Origin of the sequence: Pseudoalteromonas sp. UG3-2, from assembly GCF_037120705.1 — a bacterium.
GTDB lineage: Bacteria > Pseudomonadota > Gammaproteobacteria > Enterobacterales > Alteromonadaceae > Pseudoalteromonas.
Genome location: NZ_JAWLJU010000002.1, coordinates 1,702,889 through 1,722,132, shown reverse-complemented (window position 1 = coordinate 1,722,132; position 19,244 = coordinate 1,702,889). Strand labels below are relative to the sequence as shown.

The following is a 19,244-nucleotide window of genomic DNA, read 5'->3' as shown; positions in this document are numbered from 1 at the left end:
TCTTTATGAAAATATCAACAGTTTATAACAACTTAAAGCCACTTTTTGAACCCTACCCGTTTCAATTAGAAAAACCACAAGTTATACAATTTCCTGTGATTGATATTTGTAATTCTAAATGCCAAATGTGTCGTATTTGGGAGAACAAACAAAGTTCTGATATAACTGTAGCTGACTTACAAAAAGGCCTAACAAGTGATTTGTTTTCTGAGGTGAGCAGCATAGGGTTTAATGGTGGAGAACCCACTTTACGTGATGACTTAAAAGAAGTTGTCCAAACTTGTGTTGATGGTATGCCTAAGTTGAAGGCTATATCTCTTATTACTAATGCCTACAAATACAAGCAAGTAATCGAAAAAATTGAGCAAATAGGCATTATATGCAAAAAAAATAATATAAACTTCGATGTTATGATTTCACTAGATGGGTTTGAAGAGGTGCATGATAAAGTAAGAGGTAAAACTGGAAACTTTAAAAATGCGCAACATGTTATAAAGTACGCCAAGGAATCTGCTGATGTGGATAATGTTCGTATTGGCTGCACAATAATAAAAGAAAATGTCTTTCATTTAACAGAGCTTCTTGAGTTCTGTATAAAAAATGAACTTTATATAAAGTATCGTCTAGGTATACCTCATCAGAGGTTGTATACAGAAAACTTATTAGATCCTTATGCATTAACATTTACTGAAAAGTATGAGTTAGTTGAGTTTTTAGAAGGCTTAATTGAATCTTACGAAAAAAGTATAATGCAAAACTTTTTCTATAGATCTTTAATCAACCAAATTTTGTACCAGAAGCCACGGGAAGCTGGCTGTAATTGGAAGCACCGTGGAGCTACAATTACGGCTAAAGGTGAACTTGCTTATTGTGCTGTCCAAAGTAAAACTTTAATGCCTAATATAGCAACTGGAGATCCAAAACAAGCTTATTTTTCTAATGAGAAACACTTACAAGATATAATCAAGAATGATTGTGATAACTGCAATCATGACTATACAGGTAAACCAAGCCCACAAGTTTATAGAAGGTTGTTAGGTGAATATTTAAAAAGTAAATTAAATTTAAGAGATAAACTAAAAAAAATACCAGGTTTAATTACTATTAATGATTTTAAGAAGAAAAAAGCGTACCTAGAAAAGCTTAAAACTTTGAGGGCTAATGACTCAATTTCAAATGTTGCTGTAAGAAAGTCAAAATCAGTATTAATATGTGGGTGGTATGGCACAGAAACTTTGGGTGATAAAGCAATACTGGCGGGTATTATTTTAGCTTTCAAGAAATACTTAGGTGAGGATACTCAAATAATAATAGCTTCTTTGAATAAATATATTTGTAAAATGACTCAACTTCAAATGCCAGAGTTAAAGAGTGCTAGTGTTGTTAGTATAGATGAAGCATTGTATTTATCAAAAAAGGTAGATTATATGGTCTTTGGTGGCGGTCCTTTAATGGCAATTAATGCTCTTGCTCCAATGCATGTAATGTTTGAGAATGCAAAGGAGAATGGCGCAAAAACAATAGTAGCTAGCTGTGGAGTTGGCCCATTAGGTGATGAGTGGTTAAATGATAGTATTGCAGCTATTTTAAAATTAAGTGATGTTAAGATTTACCGTGATGAGAAATCTTTACGAGGTGCTCAATCTCTAGGTGTTGATATAAAGAATGATTTTGTGGCTGAAGATCCCGCTTTTACATGGTTAGCATCAATTAAACAAGCAATCCAAAATGAACAAACAGATAAAGTACAATCCAAAAAAGTTTTGATGTTGGGCTTAAGAGACTTCCCTTATCAAGAGTATGCAAGAGATTATTCAAAGGATGATTCAATTAAAATAAAAGATAATTATGAAAAATCCGTAATTAAATCCCTTGAAAAGTTGGTTGAGACAAATCCAAACTTAATTATTAAGCCATTACCTATGTGTACAAATCATTTTGGTAGTGATGATAGGTGGTTTTATCGCAAGCTTTTCCGGTATTCAGATAAATTAAATGATTATCTTGATTATAGTTTATTGGGCAAAGAGCTCGCCCCGATAGATTATGCTGAGCAAATTGCAGCAGCAGATGGTTTAGTTGCAATGAGGTTTCACTCTCTAGTCTTTGGTCTTGGCTTAGATGTTAGCTCAATGGCTATCGACTATACAATGGGTAAAGGGAAAGTGCGCTCTCTAGCTGAAAAATACGACGTACCTAATATTGCGATTCAGAACCTGAATTCCGAAAGTCTACTGAATATGTATTTAGAGTTGCTGAATACTAAAAAGCCTTCAACTTCAGAATTAGAGTTAAAGTTTTGTGAGTCTTTTGAAAAGGCCGTTTTCTAGATGAAAGTTTTACACATAACTTATAGCGATTTAAATGGCGGTGCTGCAAAAGCTGCTTATAGACTTCATATAGCGCAAAGAAAAGCTGGTATAAATAGTTCTATGTTAGTGGTCGATAAGCTATCTAAAAATAGTAATGTTCAAAATTTAAAAGGACTATGTCGGCTACGAGTGAAAATTGCAGGGGTAATATCGAGAAATATTTTAAAGTTTCAAACTAAAGAAAATAAAGTTCACCACTCTATAAACTTTTTTAGCAATGGAGTAGCTGATGTTATTAATCAAATGGATGTTGATGTAGTAAACCTTCATTGGGTCGGTAATGAGTTCTTATCCCCTAAAGATATTTCTAGAATTAAAGCTCCAATTGTATGGACCTTGCATGATATGTGGCCCTTTTGTGGAGCCGAACATTATTGTGAGCTTAGCGGAAATGAACGGTATTTAAGTGGGTATTCTGAAAACAATAAGTTGATCACATCTAAAGGTATAGATATAGATAAACTTGTTTTCAAGAAGAAAAAAAAGTATCTTCAGAATAACACAAATATTCATTATGTCTCTCCCAGCAAATGGCTAAATGAATCACTTCAAAGAAGCTACTTATTAAATGGTACATCTTCTTATGTTATCCCCAATTGCTTGGATCACAACTCATATAAAGTGCTAGATACTCAGTTTTGTCGAAAGTTGTTAAACTTACCGGAAAATAAAATATTAATTCTATTTGGTGCCATGTCTAGTACTTCAGATCCTAGGAAGGGTTACCACCTATTAAAAGAAGCACTTGAATTAATTAGTGAGCAATTATCAGAAAATAATGTAGAGATAGTAATCTTCGGAGCAGAAGAGGGGGATTTAGAAAAGGAGGTTGGATTAAAAGCTCACTATCTAGGAGTGCTTAAGGATGATTATAGTTTAATTGCGGCCTATAATGCGGCTGATTTTTTTGTAGCACCTTCTTTACAGGATAATTTACCTAATACGTTAGTTGAGTCACTTGCTTGTGGTACACCTGCCGTCAGTTACCAAGTTGGTGGATTGAGTGATTTAATATGTAGTGATTTGATGGGCGAGCTGGCCTGTACTTTAGCAGCAGAGTCCTTAGCTAGTAAAATACTTAAGCAGTTAAATAAAACCACCATACCCAATGAGATCGCCCAAGTCTCAAATATGAAAAGAAATGAAGAAAAAATAGCAGATTTATATTTAAAACTTTACAACTCAATTCTCCATGATGCAGCTGTAGGTAAATAGCTAAGTATGTTTTTAATTTCTAGCTTATTGATGGTGTTTTTAATTACAACCCTTATGTTCTTAAGGCCTAGTCTTTTTGCACAAAACTATGCCTATATAGGTTTAGTAACATCATGCCTTTCTATTTTTCTTATAACTTTATATTGTAAAGTCAAGCTATCTAGAGCCGCATTGAGATATTTGCTTATCTTTATTCTTTTTTGGTGTTCTTTACTTATTAGTACTTTGTTTAATCAAGGAGGGTTGTTAGTTTTTTTATCATCAGTGGTAACTAATTTAATCCCGATTGTTTGTTTTTTGTTGTGGTTTTCTACAAATAATAGAAAAATAGATATTTTATTAGTATTAAGTAAGGTTGTTGCATTTTTAGGCGTTTCATCACTAATAACTTTCATAATCTATTCAGTAATGGGAGCTGGAGGCTTGCTCCTCTATAAATTTGAAATATTCGAATACCCAAATGCTGGTTTACTGTATTTACCATTTAGCATAGCGTCTGGAGAATTCAATACTAATGGTTTGACCTTGTTGAGGTTCTCATCATTCATGAGGGAGCCAGGTATTATGCAGGCTTTAGCGACATTCTGCTACTCCTATACATCCATTTTCTATTCTAGAAAAAAGTGGATCTTGACAGGTTGTTTTATTGCAATGTTCCTAACGTTTTCAATACCAGGCTATACAGTATTCTTAATATCAATATTTTTTATACATTTAGTTAGAAGTAATAATAAGGTTGGTTCTATCCTATATGGTTTTATAGTCTTTATGATTAGTATAGCTGTTTTTTTGTTTGCTCCATATATTGGTTATTATGCAAAAAAAACAAGCCATACCTCGTCGATATCAGGAAGGACTGATGCTTTATTAAATGGTTTCCAAAACTTCATAAATACACCTTTTGGAATAGGTTATTTAAAAGACGATAGCTCAGTACTTGGGAACATAAATTTGATAGCTAGTTTGGGCTATATTGGTTTCCATAATTTTTTATTGGTTATCATTTTATACGTTTTTCCACTTTTCATTGTGGGGAAAAATGGAAGTTATAAGTATTTAGCCATTACACTGCCTTTTTTTATTACTATGCTATTTTTTCAACCCCTGTTTGATACACCTTTCTTTTGGTGTATAAGCTTATTTTGGATTTGTCTCGAAAGGGATGTTAATGACAGTAAAGGACGAAGTGAATTAAATGTGTAAAATTTCAGTTGTGACTGTTAATTATAATAACTCAAAAGGTTTAATAAAGACTATCTTAAGCGTTATAGAGCAGGATTATGATGACGTTGAGTTTATTATTGTCGATGGCGGTTCTACAGATGGTTTTGTTGATGTTGTTGAAAAATATAAAGAGAGTATTAATGTTTTAATCAGTGAGAAAGATTCGGGGATCTATGATGCTATGAATAAAGGTATTAATAACGCTAAAGGTGAGTGGATAAGCTTTATGAATAGCGGTGATACCTTTTATAGTAGTAAAGCTATTAGTAATGTATTTAAGAAAAAAGTTCCTGAAAATATAAATTTGATATATGGGGCCCAATTTAAATTAAAGGAAATAATACCTCCTTTGCCAGCCCACTTTCTTATGTTAGGAATTATCCATGCTTGCCACCAAGCAATGTTTTTCCGAAATGGAATTCATTATGACTTAAGATACAAAATTTATGGTGATTATGATTTGGTCGCCCGATTATATAAACAAGATAGGAAATCACTTCTTTATTCAAATGAAATTGTTTGTGAGTTTGAAGGTGGAGGTGTATCTTCCTCGGTTTCGAAAGAAAAGCGAATAGATAAATATAGAGCTGTCTATAATATTTTTGGCTTAAAAAGCGTTTTTGCCTCTTTCCTTTATATGATAGCACTTAAAGTCGGATTGAAATAATTCTTATGAAGCTTCACATCATTCAGCCTGCAATACCAAAATATCGGATTCCTTTTTTTAATAACTTAGAAAAAAAATATGATATTAACTTTTATACAACAGAAACTGACTTTTTAGGTGTCAAAACTGTATATGAGTCAAATAAATTGGTTTTGTCTAAAGGCTTTAAAAGTTTTTTTAATAAGATATTTTGGCATAAAGGGTTACCTTTAAACTCTCCATACAGAAAAGGCGATATTGTTGTTATTAACGGAAATCCACGAGTCTTAAATTATATGCTATTATTCATTTTTTTAAGGCTTAAGGGAGTTAAGACAGTTTGGTGGGGACATGGTTGGACTGCTGGAAGTTATAGTAGAGCAGCTGCTCTACGAATTTATCTCATGAGGTTAGCAACTGCTATCTTGGTTTATACCGACAAAGAGTGTATGAGTTTAGCCCAATATCAATGTTATGCGCTTAATAATGGATTGGACTCTCATGCGATAAAGAACTGTATAGATAAAGCCGATGCTCCTCAGCGAGGTAGCTCCGGATTTAATCTGGTTTTTGTTGGCCGTATTACTAAAAAGTCTAATTTTGAGTTTCTTTTACATGCATTATCACAAGTTGAGAATAGTATAAATCTTAATGTTATTGGTAGTTGTGAAAATATTGAATATTATAAAGGTATTGCATTTAAACTAGGGTTGAAAGATAGAGTTATTTGGCATGGGGCTTTATTTGATGAATGCGAAATTGCACAGGTGATGCTAAGTTCACATGTATTTGTGTACCCCGGGGCTGTTGGGCTTAGTCTTATTCATGCATTTAACTATGGTCTACCTGCTATTATACATTCCGATAGCAAATATCATATGCCTGAATTTTCAGCTTTCAGAAATAATATAAACGGGTATTGTTTTGACAAGGGAAATATTAATGATCTAGTTTCAAAGATTAATCTAATTTTCAACCTAGACGAGAAAAATTATATGAAAATGTCAAATAGCGCCATGCTCACTATATCTCAATCCTTTAATACAAGTGATATGTTTAATAGGTTTGTGGGTATGATCGAAGATTTAAAATCTTAAATTAAAATTAATACAGACTCAGTTTACTGGAGAAAGTAGCATTAACATGATTAAAGTTTTATTTTTCTCATTTTCTCGAACATCAGGTGGTGCAGCACAAGCGGCTAGAAGAATTAGTGAGGCCTTAAAAGCTTCAGGGAGTGATGTCGATTTTCGTGCCGCAGATGAATGTGGTGGCTTTGCCGGTAAAAGATATTTTTTATTTAGGTTAATATCTTATGCTTTGGGGCGTATTTTTAATTTTAATTATAGAAATAAAGTTTCTCTCAATATCTTTAACTCACCTATAACTAATGAATTGCTAAGTATTAAACCAGCTTTAGTTCACTTGCATTGGGTTAATAATGACGCTATTTCCATAGAGAAAGTGAGTAAGTTAACTAGCAAACATAAATGTATAATTACTTTACATGATGAATGGCTTTATTGTGGAAATGAACATTATGCTGAAGGAAGGTTTGGGTTATATAATAAAGGTTTTGATACGAAAATAAGTATTCCTTTCTCCTCTATTCACACTTTTAAACGTAAAATGAAATATTTAAATAAAGCTAGCTTTGAAATTACTGTACCCTCTACTTGGATGAAGTCTAGAGTTGAACAAAGCGTCTTATTAGCTGGCAAAACGGTCCATGTGGTAGGAAACCCAATACCTGTAGATATTTTTTCACCTCACAATTCAAACTCTTTAACTAGGCGGCATTTAGGCGTTTCAGATGATGACTTTTTAGTACTTTTTGGAGCTGTAGGAGGGGCTGTTAATCCTGTTAAGGGAGCTGACTTGCTAATTAGCGCACTTGCTTTGTTAGACGAAATGCTTCCACAAAGCAAAAAAAATAAAGTGAAGCTTGTGGCTTTCGGTGGGGAGTTTGACGATAGTAGTATTCCACATTTTGATATCATTAAAGTCGGCCATATAAATTCAGAGGAATCAATGGCGAGTTTATATAGGCTTGCTGACTTAACAGTTGTGCCATCAAGAGCTGAAGCATTTGGCCAAGTCGCAGCCGAAAGTTGTGCATGTGGGACTCCTGTTGTTGCTTTTAATTATTCAGGCCTAAAAGATATTATAATTGATAATTATAATGGTTTTCTAGCAGAACCCTTTTGCTCAAAGAGTCTCGCTGAGTGTATTGCTAAATACATTAGCCTAGAAAAGTCGAAGGTAGATTTGATGTCAAAAAATTCTGCAGAATATATCAAAGAAAAATTTAATCCAGCTAAAATAGCATCGGATTATAATGGAATATACGAAAAATTAATATAGTGAGATTTTAAATGAATAAAGTAGCTTTAATCACTGGTGTAACAGGACAAGATGGATCTTATTTAGCTGAGTTTTTACTCGAAAAAGGCTATGAGGTACATGGTATAAAACGCAGAGCATCTAGCTTTAATACTGAGCGTGTCGATCACATATATCAAGACATTCATGAATCGAATCCTAAATTCTTTCTACATTACGGTGATTTAACTGACACATCTAACTTAACTCGTATTTTAAAAGAAGTACAGCCTGATGAAGTATACAACTTAGGTGCGCAAAGCCATGTTGCTGTATCGTTCGAAGCCCCAGAATATACCGCTGATGTAGATGCTATTGGCACATTACGTTTGTTAGAGGCGATTCGCTTTTTAGGTTTAGAGAAGAAAACTAAGTTTTATCAAGCATCAACTTCTGAGCTTTATGGTGAAGTGCAAGAGATCCCACAAAAAGAGACAACGCCATTTCACCCACGCTCACCTTATGCTGTAGCTAAAATGTACGCTTATTGGATCGCAGTAAACTACCGCGAATCATATGGTATGTATGCATGTAATGGTATTTTATTTAACCATGAGTCACCGCGTCGTGGTGAAACTTTCGTCACTCGTAAGATTACTCGTGGTTTAGCAAATATTTCGCAAGGTTTAGAAAAATGTTTATACCTAGGTAACATGGACGCACTACGTGATTGGGGCCATGCTAAAGACTATGTGCGTATGCAGTGGATGATGCTTCAACAAGAAACACCGGAAGATTTTGTAATAGCAACCGGTAAGCAAATTTCTGTACGTGAGTTCGTAACACTTTCGGCTAAAGAGCTAGGTATTACTTTAGAATTTAGTGGTGAGGGTGTTGACGAAGTTGCTACTGTGGTTGCTATTGAGGGCGATAATGCTGAAGCCCTAAATGTAGGAGATATAATTGTTCGCGTAGATCCTCGTTATTTCCGCCCAGCTGAAGTAGAAACGCTACTTGGCGACCCAACAAAAGCGAAACAAAAGTTAGGTTGGGAACCTGAAATTACTGTAGAAGAAATGTGTGCTGAAATGGTGCAAAGTGATTTAGCTAAAGCGAAGCAACATGCAATTTTAAAGTCGCACGGCTACGATGTTAGTGTCTCTGTAGAGTAACCTTAAGCCTTTAGTTATAAAATTATTAGCCCAGCGTAAAGCTGGGTTTTATTATGGATAGAACGATGCAAGCTAAAACGATTTTTGTCGCAGGTCATAACGGAATGGTCGGCAGTGCCATTGTTAGGCAATTACAAAATCAGCCAAGAGTGAATGTTATCACTCGCTCTCGCTCAGAGTTAAATCTTCTGAACCAAAGTGAAGTTGCTGATTTTTTTGAATCGAATGATATTGATCAGGTGTATTTAGCTGCGGCTAAAGTCGGGGGGATTATTGCAAATAATACTTACCCTGCAGAGTTTATATATGAGAACTTGATGATTCAAAATAATATCATCCATAGTGCACACTTATCTGATGTTAATGACTTGCTGTTTTTAGGGTCAAGTTGTATCTACCCTAAATTTGCAGATCAACCAATGACAGAAAGCGCACTGTTAACTGGTATTTTAGAGCCAACTAATGAACCTTACGCAATTGCTAAAATTGCCGGTATTAAAATGTGTGAATCATATAATCGTCAATATGGGCGAAATTACCGCTCAGTTATGCCAACTAATTTATATGGTGAAAATGATAATTTTCATCCAGAAAACTCTCATGTAATACCTGCACTACTGAGACGCTTCCACGAAGCTAAACTGGCTGGTGATGACAAGGTTGTTGCTTGGGGGTCAGGTAAGCCTATGCGTGAATTTTTACACGTTGATGATATGGCTGCAGCTTCTATTCATGTTATGAACCTTAGTGATGATGTTTATAACTCAAATACACAAGAGATGCTTAATCATATTAATGTGGGTACGGGTATCGATTGTACTATTCGTGAGTTAGTCGAAACTGTAGCTAAAGTAGTTGGTTTTAACGGTGATATTGAGTTTGATACTTCAAAGCCAGATGGTGCGCCTCGTAAGCTTATGGATGTTTCTAGATTAAAGTCTTTGGGTTGGCAATATAAAATCAGCCTTGAAGAAGGTTTAGCACAGACCTATGAGTGGTTCTTAGCTAACCAAGACAACTTTAGAAAATAGTATGTTTTTAGAGCAAAAAACGTTTGAAACCGTCATCGACAGTACACCATTAGTATCTATAGACCTTGTTGTTCTTAATGAACAAAATGAAGCATTACTTGGGCAAAGGCTAAACCGCCCTGCTGAGGGCTTTTGGTTTGTTCCTGGTGGTCGCATTTTAAAAAATGAGTCACTGGCTAATGCTTTTAAAAGGCTAACACTTAACGAGCTGGGTATTGAACTCGAATTATCAACTGCCGAGCTGCTTGGCCCTTATGATCATTTTTATGATGATTGCGTATTTAACGATAAAATAAAAACACACTATGTCGCAATTGCTTATGTAGTAAGGTTAACAAAACAAAAGCTTGATACATTGCCATTAAATGAACAGCATGCAGCATATAAATGGTTCAGTTTTGATGAGTTGCTTAAATCGCCTGCAGTTCATAAGCATACAAAATGGTATTTTGAAGCATTAACAAAATAAACACAGGGAACTTTTATGATTTTACCAGTAATCATGGCGGGTGGTTCAGGCACACGCTTATGGCCGCTATCACGCGGCAACTATCCAAAACAATTTTTATCGCTAAACTGCGAGCAGACCATGCTTCAAGATACGCTAAGCCGCTTAACAGGTTTATCGCACTCACCTGTAATGTTAATTTGTAATGAAGAGCATCGTTTTATTGCTGCAGAGCAAGTGCGCCAATTAGGTGCAGAACATGGCGGTATATTTTTAGAGCCAGTAGGGCGTAATACCGCACCTGCTATTGCTTTGGCTGCTTTTAAAGCTATTGAAAATGAGCAAGACCCATTATTACTTGTGCTTGCTGCAGACCATGTAATTGAAGATTCGGCAGCATTCCAAGCCAGTGTGAATAAAGCAGCAAAATTAGCAAACCAAGATAAACTAGTAACGTTTGGTATTGTAGGTAACAGCCCTGAAACAGGTTATGGCTATATTAAACGTGGTGAAGCAGTAGAGCATGGTTATGTGGTTGACAGTTTTGTTGAAAAGCCTAATTTAGACACAGCCAAGCAGTATATTGAAAGTGGTGATTACTACTGGAACAGTGGTATGTTCTTATTTAAAGCAAGTCGCTACTTAGACGAGTTAAAAGCATTTCGCCCAGATATTTATGCAGCTTGCGAAAAAGCCATAGCAGTACAAAGCAGTGATATGGACTTTATTCGCGTAGATAAAGCCGCCTTTGAAGCCTGCCCTGATGAGTCGATTGACTATGCCGTAATGGAGCACACAAAAGATGCTGTTGTTGTGCCTATGGATGCAGGTTGGAGCGATGTTGGTGGCTTTGCAGCTCTTTGGGAAGTATCTTCTAAAGATGAAAATGGTAATGCCTTTAAAGGTGATGTAAAAGCGATAGATACAAAAAATACACTTGTATTTGGTGAAGACAAACTAGTCGCAACCGTCGGTATTGAAGACCTAGTAATTGTAAACACAAAAGATGCCGTTTTAGTTGCCCACAAAGATAAGTCACAACAAGTTAAAGCAATTGTAAACCAGTTAAAAGCGGAAGAGCGTTCTGAAGTTACTTTTCATAGAGAAGTATATCGTCCTTGGGGAAAGTACGACTCAGTAGATAATGGTGAGCGCTTCCAAGTAAAACGTATTACCGTAAAACCAGGTGCTAAACTATCGGTACAAATGCACCACCACCGCGCAGAGCATTGGATTGTGGTATCGGGTACGGCAAAAGTGCAAATTGATGAAACGGAGCAATATGTAACAGAAAATGAGTCTGTTTATATCCCAATTACAGCGGTTCATGCTTTAGAAAACCCAGGCAAAGTTGATTTAGAGTTAATTGAAGTGCAATCGGGTTCGTACTTAGGTGAAGACGATATCGTACGTTTTGAAGATCGATATGGTCGAGTGAAATAAACGCATAGACAGATATTAGAAGTTTAGATATCAGGTGTTAGAAAAGCAGCTAGTGCAGCTCATTTTACGAGCTGTATGCTTAATAAAAGTATTAATTTGAAGGTTTTTTATGGATAGCCAGTTAGTTTGCTCTGAAATCATAGCAAAGAGCGGTATTGCGTTTGGTACCAGTGGTGCACGTGGTCTTGTAAAAAATTTCACCCCTGATGTAAATGCGGCATTTGCTTTAGCCTTTATATCAGCAATAGAAAGTGAATTTTCCTTCGATACTGTAGCAATTGCGATAGATAACCGCCCAAGCAGTTATGCAATTGCGCAGGCATGTGCAGAAGCGTTAAAACAACACAAGTTAAATGTTGTGTATTATGGTGTGGTACCCACTCCAGCACTAGCATACAAAGCAATGCAAGATAATATCCCTTGCATCATGGTTACTGGCAGCCATATTCCATTTGATCGCAATGGCTTAAAGTTCTACCGCCCTGACGGTGAGATCTCAAAGGCTGACGAAGAGTCTATTCTGAACAGTCAGGCCTTATTCACAGCGTTACCAGAAACTCTTGATGAACTTGCATTAGATATTGCTGCTTGCGAATCTTACACGCAGCGTTATACCTCTCTTTTTAGTGAAGATACCCTCAAAGGTAAAAAGATCGGTATTTACGAGCATTCAAGTGCAGGGCGTGATATCTACAAGGCCTTGTTTGAGCAATTAGGCGCAGAGGTTGTATGCTTGGGGCGCAGTGATGAGTTTGTGCCAATTGATACTGAAGCGGTGTCTGACGAAGACAAACAACGAGCATTAAATTGGTCAAAAGACTATCGCTTTGATGCGATTTTTTCTACAGATGGTGATGGCGACCGTCCTCTAATTTCAGATGAGCACGGCCATTGGCTACGCGGTGATATCCTAGGTTTGCTGTGTAGTCAGCTGTTAAATATCGAAGCGCTTGCAGTGCCGGTCAGTTGTAATACCGCAATTGAAAAGTCTGAAAGCTTTAAACACATTGAGCGTACAAAAATTGGTTCACCCTATGTTATTGCTGAATTTGCAAACTTAGCCGAGAAATACGCATCAGTTGCAGGCTTTGAAGCTAATGGTGGTTACTTACTAGGTTCAGATATAACTCTCAATGGCAAGTTACTAAAAGCTCTGCCAACAAGGGATGCACTTCTTCCTGCATTAATTTTGTTAGCGCAACCTGAATATGTATCTAGGCTTCTCACTAAATTACCAAAACGCTTTACTGCCAGTGATAGGATTCAGGATTTTTCAAGAGATAAAAGCTTGTCATTGATTGAATCTTTAAAGCACGATGCGCAAAGTTTTTTATCTAAGCTTGGCTACGACGAGGCTTATGAATTAGATCTTACTGATGGCCTTAGGATCGTGCTTAAATCAGGTGATGTAGTGCATTTAAGACCTTCAGGTAATGCGCCTGAGTTACGATGTTATGCTGAGTCGAGCTCTGACGAAAAAGCTAAAAGCATAGTAGCAGCTACTTTTAGTTTAATTCAACTCTAGGAAGCAAATGAAAGTTTCAATAATTACGGTTTGCTATAATAGTTCGGCGACAATTGAAGATACAATAAAGTCGGTGTTGTCTCAAGATTACCAAGATATTGAGTATATATTGATTGATGGTGGCTCAACTGATTCAACATTAGACATCATCAATAAATACCGAGATAGAATAACCTCTATTATTAGTGAGCCTGATGAAGGCATTTACGATGCAATGAATAAGGGAATTAAAAACGCAACGGGCGAAATTGTTGGTATTTTAAATTCTGATGATTTTTATGAAGCTAAAAATGTGATTTCTGAAATGGTAAGTAAATTTGACAGTGATACAGAAATCGTTTTTGGAGATCTTATTTTTGTTAAGCCTGAAAATATAGAAAAAGTAACTCGTTTTTACTCTCTGCCTAATTTTAAAGCTTGGAAGTTGAGGTTTGGTTGGATGCCTCCTCACCCAGCCACATTTATTAAAAAGTCGGTTTATGATAGGTTTGGTTTATATAAAATTAATTACAAAATATCAGCTGACTATGAGGTTTTTGTTAGGTTTTTATTAGTTAATAAGGTTAGATTTAAGTATGTGAGTAAAACTTTAGTTCGTATGCGTGATGGTGGAGTAAGTACTTCTGGATTAAAAAGTTCAATTACACTAAATAAAGAAATTGTAATGGCGTGTAAAGAAAATGGGGTTTACACAAACTTATTTATCTTAATGTTAAAGTTACCCTTTAAACTATTAGAGCTATTAAAGAGACCTAAAGTTAGTGACTAATATATTAATTACTGGTGCTACAGGTTTTGTTGGTAGCCAGCTAGAGAAAGCCCTTGATAGTAACTATAAATTAAAGCTATTGAGTCGTTCTGGGAAGAATCACTTTAATTATGATATATCCAAGGAGATAGATTATTTGGGCTTGTTAGATAATATCGACATAGTTGTTCACTGTGCTGCTAGAGTTCATGTTATGGATGATGTAGCAAGTGATCCCCTCCGTGAGTTTCGAGCTGTTAATGTTGAAGGTACTATAAATTTGGCGAAACAATCGGCTATGGCTGGTGTTAAACGTTTTATATTTGTCAGCTCCATAAAAGTGAACGGAGAAAGTACAACCAATAAAGCCTCTTTTACTGCCGATGATGTGCCTGCACCCGAGGATTTTTATGGTATATCTAAAGCTGAAGCTGAGCAGCAATTACTTGAGCTTGGTAAACAAACGGGAATGCAGATTGTTATTATACGCCCTCCGCTTGTTTACGGTGAAGGTGTAAAAGCGAACTTTGCTTCGCTAATGCGTTTAGTCAGTAAAGGCTTACCATTACCATTCAGGTTAATTAACAAAAATAAACGAAGTTTGGTGTCGGTTTATAATTTGGTAGATTTAATAAAAGTGTGTCTAGAGCATCCAAAAGCGGCAAATCAAGTGTTTTTAGCCTCAGATGATCATGATTTATCGACAGCAGAAATGGTTTCGTTAATGGCAAAAGTGCAAGGTAAACCAAATTTAGCTATACCTGTGCCTCTGTGGTGTTTTAAGTTTGCTGGTAAATTATTAGGCAAACAAGCCGTGATAGATCGACTGACTGGTTCATTGCAACTAGATATCGCTCATACAAAAAGTACGCTTAATTGGACACCCCCTTACACAGTTGAACATGGCTTCAAGCAGGCTGCCAAACGCACTTAATAAAAACTAACGGATTTATAAAAATGATACGCTTACTCGACTTTCTATTCGCCTTATTCGGTTTGCTTATAGCTTTCCCTTTTCTGGTTATATTATTTGTTATAGGTTTATTTGATACTGGTTCACCTATATTTACGCAAGAGCGGGTAGGGCGTAATAAAAAACCGTTCACTCTTGTTAAATTCAGAACAATGAAAGTAGATACTGCCTCTGTTGCCAGCCATTTAGCAAGCACTGCATCAATAACCCCTTTTGGTGGTTTTTTACGTAAAACAAAGTTAGATGAACTTCCACAGCTATGGAATGTATTAAAGGGGGAAATGAGCTTAGTCGGGCCGCGCCCTGGTCTATATAACCAAGAAGAACTTACCACAGCCCGTGAAGCAAAAAATGTATTTGATGTACGTCCAGGAATAACAGGCCTTGCTCAAGTAAACGAAATTGATATGTCTACCCCTGAGTTATTAGCTAAAACTGATCGTGAAATGATAGATACACTCAATTTAAGTAACTATTTCAAATATATTCTAATGACTATTACTGGTAGTGGAAGTGGCGACCGTGTTAAGTAGCACACTGCAGTTTTAGTTAAAGCCATATTGTAACACTGTTTAGAGCTTACATATTGATTTGGCTTATCACTGTCACTTTCCATGAATCAATATATTTTCTTAAAAGGATGCTAGCAAATGAAGATTGCTGTAGTTGGTACAGGCTATGTAGGCCTCTCTAACGCCATGTTACTAGCGCAACACAATAAGGTGGTTGCGCTAGATATAGATGATAACAAAGTTGCATTATTAAAAGATCATCAGTCTCCAATAATGGACGCTGAAATAAGTGAGTTTTTGGCTAATAAGTCTTTAAATTTTACTGCAACAACGAATAAGCAAGCCGCACTAGCAAATGCCGACTATGTAGTCATAGCAACTCCAACTGATTATGATCCAGATACAAATTACTTTAACACTAGCTCGGTTGAGTCTGTAATTACTGATGTACTAGAGATAAACCCGTCGGCCTGTATGGTAATTAAGTCTACTGTGCCGGTTGGCTTTACCAAAGCTGTTAAAGAAAAGTTTGCAACAAATAATATTATTTTCTCGCCTGAATTTTTGCGAGAGGGTAAAGCGCTATACGATAACTTACACCCTTCACGTATTATTGTAGGCGAGCAAAGTGAACGAGCTAAAATATTTGCTGATTTACTAGCTCAGGGTGCTGTAAAAAACGATATAGAGGTTTTGTTTACTGACTCCACAGAAGCAGAGGCGATCAAGCTATTTTCTAATACCTACTTAGCTATGCGCGTTGCGTATTTTAATGAGTTAGATAGCTATGCCGAAAGCCATGGCTTAGACGCCAAACAAATAATAGAAGGTGTAGGGTTAGACCCGCGTATAGGAAAGCATTACAACAACCCTTCTTTTGGTTATGGGGGCTATTGCTTACCTAAAGATACCAAGCAGCTATTGGCTAATTATAAAGATGTACCCAATAACATGATCCGAGCGATAGTAGATGCCAATACTACCCGCAAAGACTTTATTGCAGATTCAATAATTAAAAAGCAACCAAAGGTAGTTGGTGTGTATCGGTTAGTTATGAAGTCGGGCTCTGATAATTTTAGGGCGTCTGCTATACAAGGTGTTATGAAGCGCATAAAAGCGAAAGGCATCGAGGTTATTATCTATGAACCCACTTTAGAAGATGAAGCCTTTTTTAATTCTAAAGTTGTTAGGAATATCGAGGAGTTTAAAAAGATATCAGATGTAATCATCTCAAATCGTCACAGCACCGAGCTAGCCGATGTTATTGAAAAAGTTTACACCCGTGACCTATTCGGAAGTGATTAGATATTATTAACCAACCTAAATTAACTGACGTATTAAAGCCTATAGGGTATAACTAATAGTTTGAATTATTGTAATCAGAGCGTCAGTTTTGACCTTCTTAATATGAGTGCGGCATGGTAGTACGAAGAGCTAAGCCAGCTTACAAGCACCTGCTGACTAGCTAGATTACTAGTCAGGTTAAATCTAAAGACTGTCTTAACAGCGAAAAATTCGACTTTTGGTGAGAATGAGTTGCTCTAGCTATAGGTACGAGGTTTTTATTATTAATTATTTGGCTATAATGAAAACTCACTCGAGCTTAATAAATATGTGGATATAAAAGGGACAAAAATGGACACTTGGCTACAAGCACTTTTAAGTGCGCCTCGCAGTAAAAAGCGGCTAATTACCTTGCTGGTTGATTCTACTTTTATTTTTTCTGCTTTTTGGTTAGCGCTTATTGTTAGGCTCGATAGTCTCTCTCCTTTTTTTAATAGCTTCAACTGGTTACTGCTAGGTATAGTGTTACCTCTGAGCTTACTCAGCTTTGTTAGGCTAGGGCTTTACCGAGCGGTGCTACGTTATGTTGGTACTAATGCTGTAGGGGCAGTGGTGTTAGGTACGCTAATAAGTACCATGGTGTTAGTGCTTGCCTCGTTTTTTACACAAGTGAGCATACCGCGCACTATGCCGGTTATTTATGCTTGGTTGTTGGTGCTTTCGGTTGGTGGTGCGCGTATTTTTGCCCGGGCCTTAATTAACCGTGTTACCTCTACTAGCAAAACCCCGGTGGTGATTTATGGCGCAGGCGACGCCGGCAGGCAGCTTGCTACCGCGTTAGCCACTGGCCCAGAGTATTTTGTTACCGCTTATATTGATGACGATAAAGCCAAACATCACTCCATTATTTTAGGCAAAGTGGTTCTGCCTTTTGATGACATTTATAAACTAATAGACAAAAAGCAAGTGAAAAAGGTATTGCTTGCTTTACCCAGTGTATCTCGTGCCCGCCGTAAAGAAATTTTAACCAAGCTAGAAAAGTTACCGCTAGAAGTGATGACGGTACCTGGTATGGCCGATGTAATCGACGGTCGCGCCAGCCAAAACGAAATTAAAGAAGTTGAAATAGAAGACTTATTAGGCCGCGACCCAGTCGACCCTAAGCCAGAGTTAATGGCCGCCAACATACACAACAAAGTAGTGATGGTAACTGGTGCCGGGGGCTCTATTGGCTCTGAGCTGTGCCGGCAAATTATTAAGCATGGCCCCACTAAGCTGATACTGTTTGAAGTGTCTGAATTTGGTTTATACAGCATAGAAAAAGAACTGCAACAAACCTGCACCGAAAAAGGGCTAAAGATTGAAATAGTACCCATTATTGGCTCTGTGCAGCGCATTAACCGTATTGAAACTTGCATGAAGGCGTTTGGCGTACAAACCGTGTACCATGCTGCCGCTTATAAACATGTACCACTGGTTGAGCAAAATGTGGTTGAAGGGGTGCGCAATAATGTGTTTGGCACTTACTATGCCGCCAAAGCGGCGATTAACGCCGGAGTAGAGACCTTTGTACTTATTTCTACCGATAAAGCCGTACGCCCCACTAATGTGATGGGGGCAACCAAGCGCATGGCAGAGCTTGTGCTACAAGCCTTGGCAGAGAGCAAGTCGGTGTATAAACACACCCGCTTTTGTATGGTGCGTTTTGGTAATGTGCTCGGCTCTAGCGGCTCGGTGGTGCCTTTGTTCCGCAAGCAAATTAAACAAGGCGGCCCCATTACCTTAACTCACAACGACATTACCCGCTTTTTTATGACCATTCCTGAGGCCGCACAATTGGTGATCCAAGCCGGTGCTATGGGCCGTGGTGGCGATGTGTTTGTGTTAGACATGGGCGAGTCGGTTAAAATAAAAGATTTAGCTACTAAAATGGTGCACTTATCGGGCCTTGAGGTAAAAAGCGAGTCGAACCCCCATGGCGACATTGAAATAAAATGCACAGGCCTGCGCCCTGGCGAAAAGCTTTACGAAGAGCTGTTGATTGGCGATAACGTAGAGCAAACCTCGCACGAGCGGATTATGACGGCCTCTGAGGTAAAGCTACCCATTGCCGAGTTAGAGTCGCTTATTGCTAAGTTCGATAAAGCCTGCCACGACTTTGAGCACGATGTCATTCGCTCTTTACTACTAGAAGCACCATTGGCCTTTACGCCCACAGATGGCATTGGCGATTTAGTATGGAATGCCAAGCAAGATCTCGATAGCTATACGGTGGACCTGGTCGACGAGCCCAAAGTAGTTAATTTAAGAAGCAACAACTAAAGCGTTT

Annotated in this window: 16 protein-coding genes; all 16 read left to right on the top strand. The window is 37.1% G+C overall.

Annotated features, from left to right (window positions below; translation table 11 throughout):
* The first annotated feature begins 5 nt into the window (after window positions 1-5).
* The 16 genes from R3P39_RS10945 (at window position 6) to R3P39_RS10870 (ending at window position 19,237) form a co-directional block, all read left to right on the top strand.
* Window positions 6-2,330: a polysaccharide pyruvyl transferase family protein gene (locus tag R3P39_RS10945; protein WP_336567497.1), complete on the top strand. Its 2,325-nt coding sequence runs from the start codon at window positions 6-8 to the stop codon at window positions 2,328-2,330.
* On the top strand, window positions 2,331-3,587 hold the full coding sequence (locus R3P39_RS10940) for a glycosyltransferase (RefSeq protein WP_336567495.1): 1,257 nt from the start codon (window positions 2,331-2,333) through the stop codon (window positions 3,585-3,587).
* A 6-nt stretch (window positions 3,588-3,593) separates the two neighbouring features.
* Window positions 3,594-4,790, top strand: a complete 1,197-nt coding sequence (locus R3P39_RS10935) for a hypothetical protein (RefSeq protein ID WP_336567494.1) — start codon at window positions 3,594-3,596, stop codon at window positions 4,788-4,790.
* The gene (locus R3P39_RS10930; RefSeq protein WP_336567492.1) at window positions 4,783-5,478 is read left to right on the top strand and encodes a glycosyltransferase family 2 protein; all 696 of its coding nucleotides are present in this window, start codon (window positions 4,783-4,785) and stop codon (window positions 5,476-5,478) included. Before R3P39_RS10935 ends, R3P39_RS10930 begins: the two co-directional genes overlap by 8 nt.
* Window positions 5,479-5,483: 5 nt before the next feature.
* A complete protein-coding gene (locus tag R3P39_RS10925; RefSeq protein ID WP_336567491.1) occupies window positions 5,484-6,554 on the top strand; it encodes a glycosyltransferase family 4 protein in 1,071 nt (356 codons plus the stop codon).
* A 46-nt stretch (window positions 6,555-6,600) separates the two neighbouring features.
* Window positions 6,601-7,821 carry a glycosyltransferase gene (locus R3P39_RS10920; protein WP_336567490.1) on the top strand — a complete coding sequence of 407 codons (1,221 nt, stop codon included), beginning with the start codon at window positions 6,601-6,603 and terminating at the stop codon, window positions 7,819-7,821.
* Between the two features lie 11 nt (window positions 7,822-7,832).
* A complete protein-coding gene (gmd, locus tag R3P39_RS10915) occupies window positions 7,833-8,951 on the top strand; it encodes a GDP-mannose 4,6-dehydratase (RefSeq protein ID WP_336567489.1) in 1,119 nt (372 codons plus the stop codon).
* A gap of 65 nt (window positions 8,952-9,016) precedes the next feature.
* The gene (fcl, locus tag R3P39_RS10910) at window positions 9,017-9,982 is read left to right on the top strand and encodes a GDP-L-fucose synthase (RefSeq protein ID WP_336567487.1); all 966 of its coding nucleotides are present in this window, start codon (window positions 9,017-9,019) and stop codon (window positions 9,980-9,982) included.
* A 1-nt stretch (window position 9,983) separates the two neighbouring features.
* The gene (locus tag R3P39_RS10905) at window positions 9,984-10,451 is read left to right on the top strand and encodes a GDP-mannose mannosyl hydrolase (RefSeq protein WP_336567485.1); all 468 of its coding nucleotides are present in this window, start codon (window positions 9,984-9,986) and stop codon (window positions 10,449-10,451) included.
* 15 nt (window positions 10,452-10,466) lie between these two features.
* Entirely contained in the window at window positions 10,467-11,873 is a 1,407-nt protein-coding gene (locus tag R3P39_RS10900) for a mannose-1-phosphate guanylyltransferase/mannose-6-phosphate isomerase (protein WP_336567484.1), read from the top strand.
* 109 nt (window positions 11,874-11,982) lie between these two features.
* Complete coding sequence (locus R3P39_RS10895; protein ID WP_336567483.1) at window positions 11,983-13,398, top strand: phosphomannomutase; 1,416 nt, start codon at window positions 11,983-11,985, stop codon at window positions 13,396-13,398.
* Between the two features lie 7 nt (window positions 13,399-13,405).
* Complete coding sequence (locus R3P39_RS10890) at window positions 13,406-14,167, top strand: glycosyltransferase family 2 protein (protein WP_336567482.1); 762 nt, start codon at window positions 13,406-13,408, stop codon at window positions 14,165-14,167.
* Window positions 14,160-15,080, top strand: a complete 921-nt coding sequence (locus tag R3P39_RS10885) for a UDP-glucose 4-epimerase family protein (protein WP_336567481.1) — start codon at window positions 14,160-14,162, stop codon at window positions 15,078-15,080. Before R3P39_RS10890 ends, R3P39_RS10885 begins: the two co-directional genes overlap by 8 nt.
* Window positions 15,081-15,103: 23 nt before the next feature.
* Complete coding sequence (locus R3P39_RS10880) at window positions 15,104-15,652, top strand: sugar transferase (RefSeq protein WP_336567479.1); 549 nt, start codon at window positions 15,104-15,106, stop codon at window positions 15,650-15,652.
* A gap of 117 nt (window positions 15,653-15,769) precedes the next feature.
* Window positions 15,770-16,936 carry a nucleotide sugar dehydrogenase gene (locus tag R3P39_RS10875; protein WP_336567477.1) on the top strand — a complete coding sequence of 389 codons (1,167 nt, stop codon included), beginning with the start codon at window positions 15,770-15,772 and terminating at the stop codon, window positions 16,934-16,936.
* A 330-nt stretch (window positions 16,937-17,266) separates the two neighbouring features.
* Window positions 17,267-19,237: a polysaccharide biosynthesis protein gene (locus R3P39_RS10870; RefSeq protein WP_336567476.1), complete on the top strand. Its 1,971-nt coding sequence runs from the start codon at window positions 17,267-17,269 to the stop codon at window positions 19,235-19,237.
* The last annotated feature ends 7 nt before the right edge of the window (window positions 19,238-19,244 follow it).

Excerpts from the sequence above, each read along its gene's own strand:
- R3P39_RS10870 (WP_336567476.1), top strand. The coding sequence starts at position 17,267 with ATGGACACTTGGCTACAAGCACTTTTAAGTGCGCCTCGCAGTAAAAAG.
- R3P39_RS10935 (WP_336567494.1), top strand. The coding sequence starts at position 3,594 with ATGTTTTTAATTTCTAGCTTATTGATGGTGTTTTTAATTACAACCCTT.
- R3P39_RS10895 (WP_336567483.1), top strand. The coding sequence starts at position 11,983 with ATGGATAGCCAGTTAGTTTGCTCTGAAATCATAGCAAAGAGCGGTATT.
- R3P39_RS10930 (WP_336567492.1), top strand. The coding sequence starts at position 4,783 with ATGTGTAAAATTTCAGTTGTGACTGTTAATTATAATAACTCAAAAGGT.
- R3P39_RS10945 (WP_336567497.1), top strand. The coding sequence starts at position 6 with ATGAAAATATCAACAGTTTATAACAACTTAAAGCCACTTTTTGAACCC.
- R3P39_RS10905 (WP_336567485.1), top strand. The coding sequence starts at position 9,984 with ATGTTTTTAGAGCAAAAAACGTTTGAAACCGTCATCGACAGTACACCA.
- gmd (WP_336567489.1), top strand. The coding sequence starts at position 7,833 with ATGAATAAAGTAGCTTTAATCACTGGTGTAACAGGACAAGATGGATCT.
- R3P39_RS10890 (WP_336567482.1), top strand. The coding sequence starts at position 13,406 with ATGAAAGTTTCAATAATTACGGTTTGCTATAATAGTTCGGCGACAATT.
- R3P39_RS10900 (WP_336567484.1), top strand. The coding sequence starts at position 10,467 with ATGATTTTACCAGTAATCATGGCGGGTGGTTCAGGCACACGCTTATGG.
- R3P39_RS10925 (WP_336567491.1), top strand. The coding sequence starts at position 5,484 with ATGAAGCTTCACATCATTCAGCCTGCAATACCAAAATATCGGATTCCT.
- R3P39_RS10875 (WP_336567477.1), top strand. The coding sequence starts at position 15,770 with ATGAAGATTGCTGTAGTTGGTACAGGCTATGTAGGCCTCTCTAACGCC.
- R3P39_RS10920 (WP_336567490.1), top strand. The coding sequence starts at position 6,601 with ATGATTAAAGTTTTATTTTTCTCATTTTCTCGAACATCAGGTGGTGCA.
- R3P39_RS10940 (WP_336567495.1), top strand. The coding sequence starts at position 2,331 with ATGAAAGTTTTACACATAACTTATAGCGATTTAAATGGCGGTGCTGCA.
- R3P39_RS10880 (WP_336567479.1), top strand. The coding sequence starts at position 15,104 with ATGATACGCTTACTCGACTTTCTATTCGCCTTATTCGGTTTGCTTATA.
- fcl (WP_336567487.1), top strand. The coding sequence starts at position 9,017 with ATGCAAGCTAAAACGATTTTTGTCGCAGGTCATAACGGAATGGTCGGC.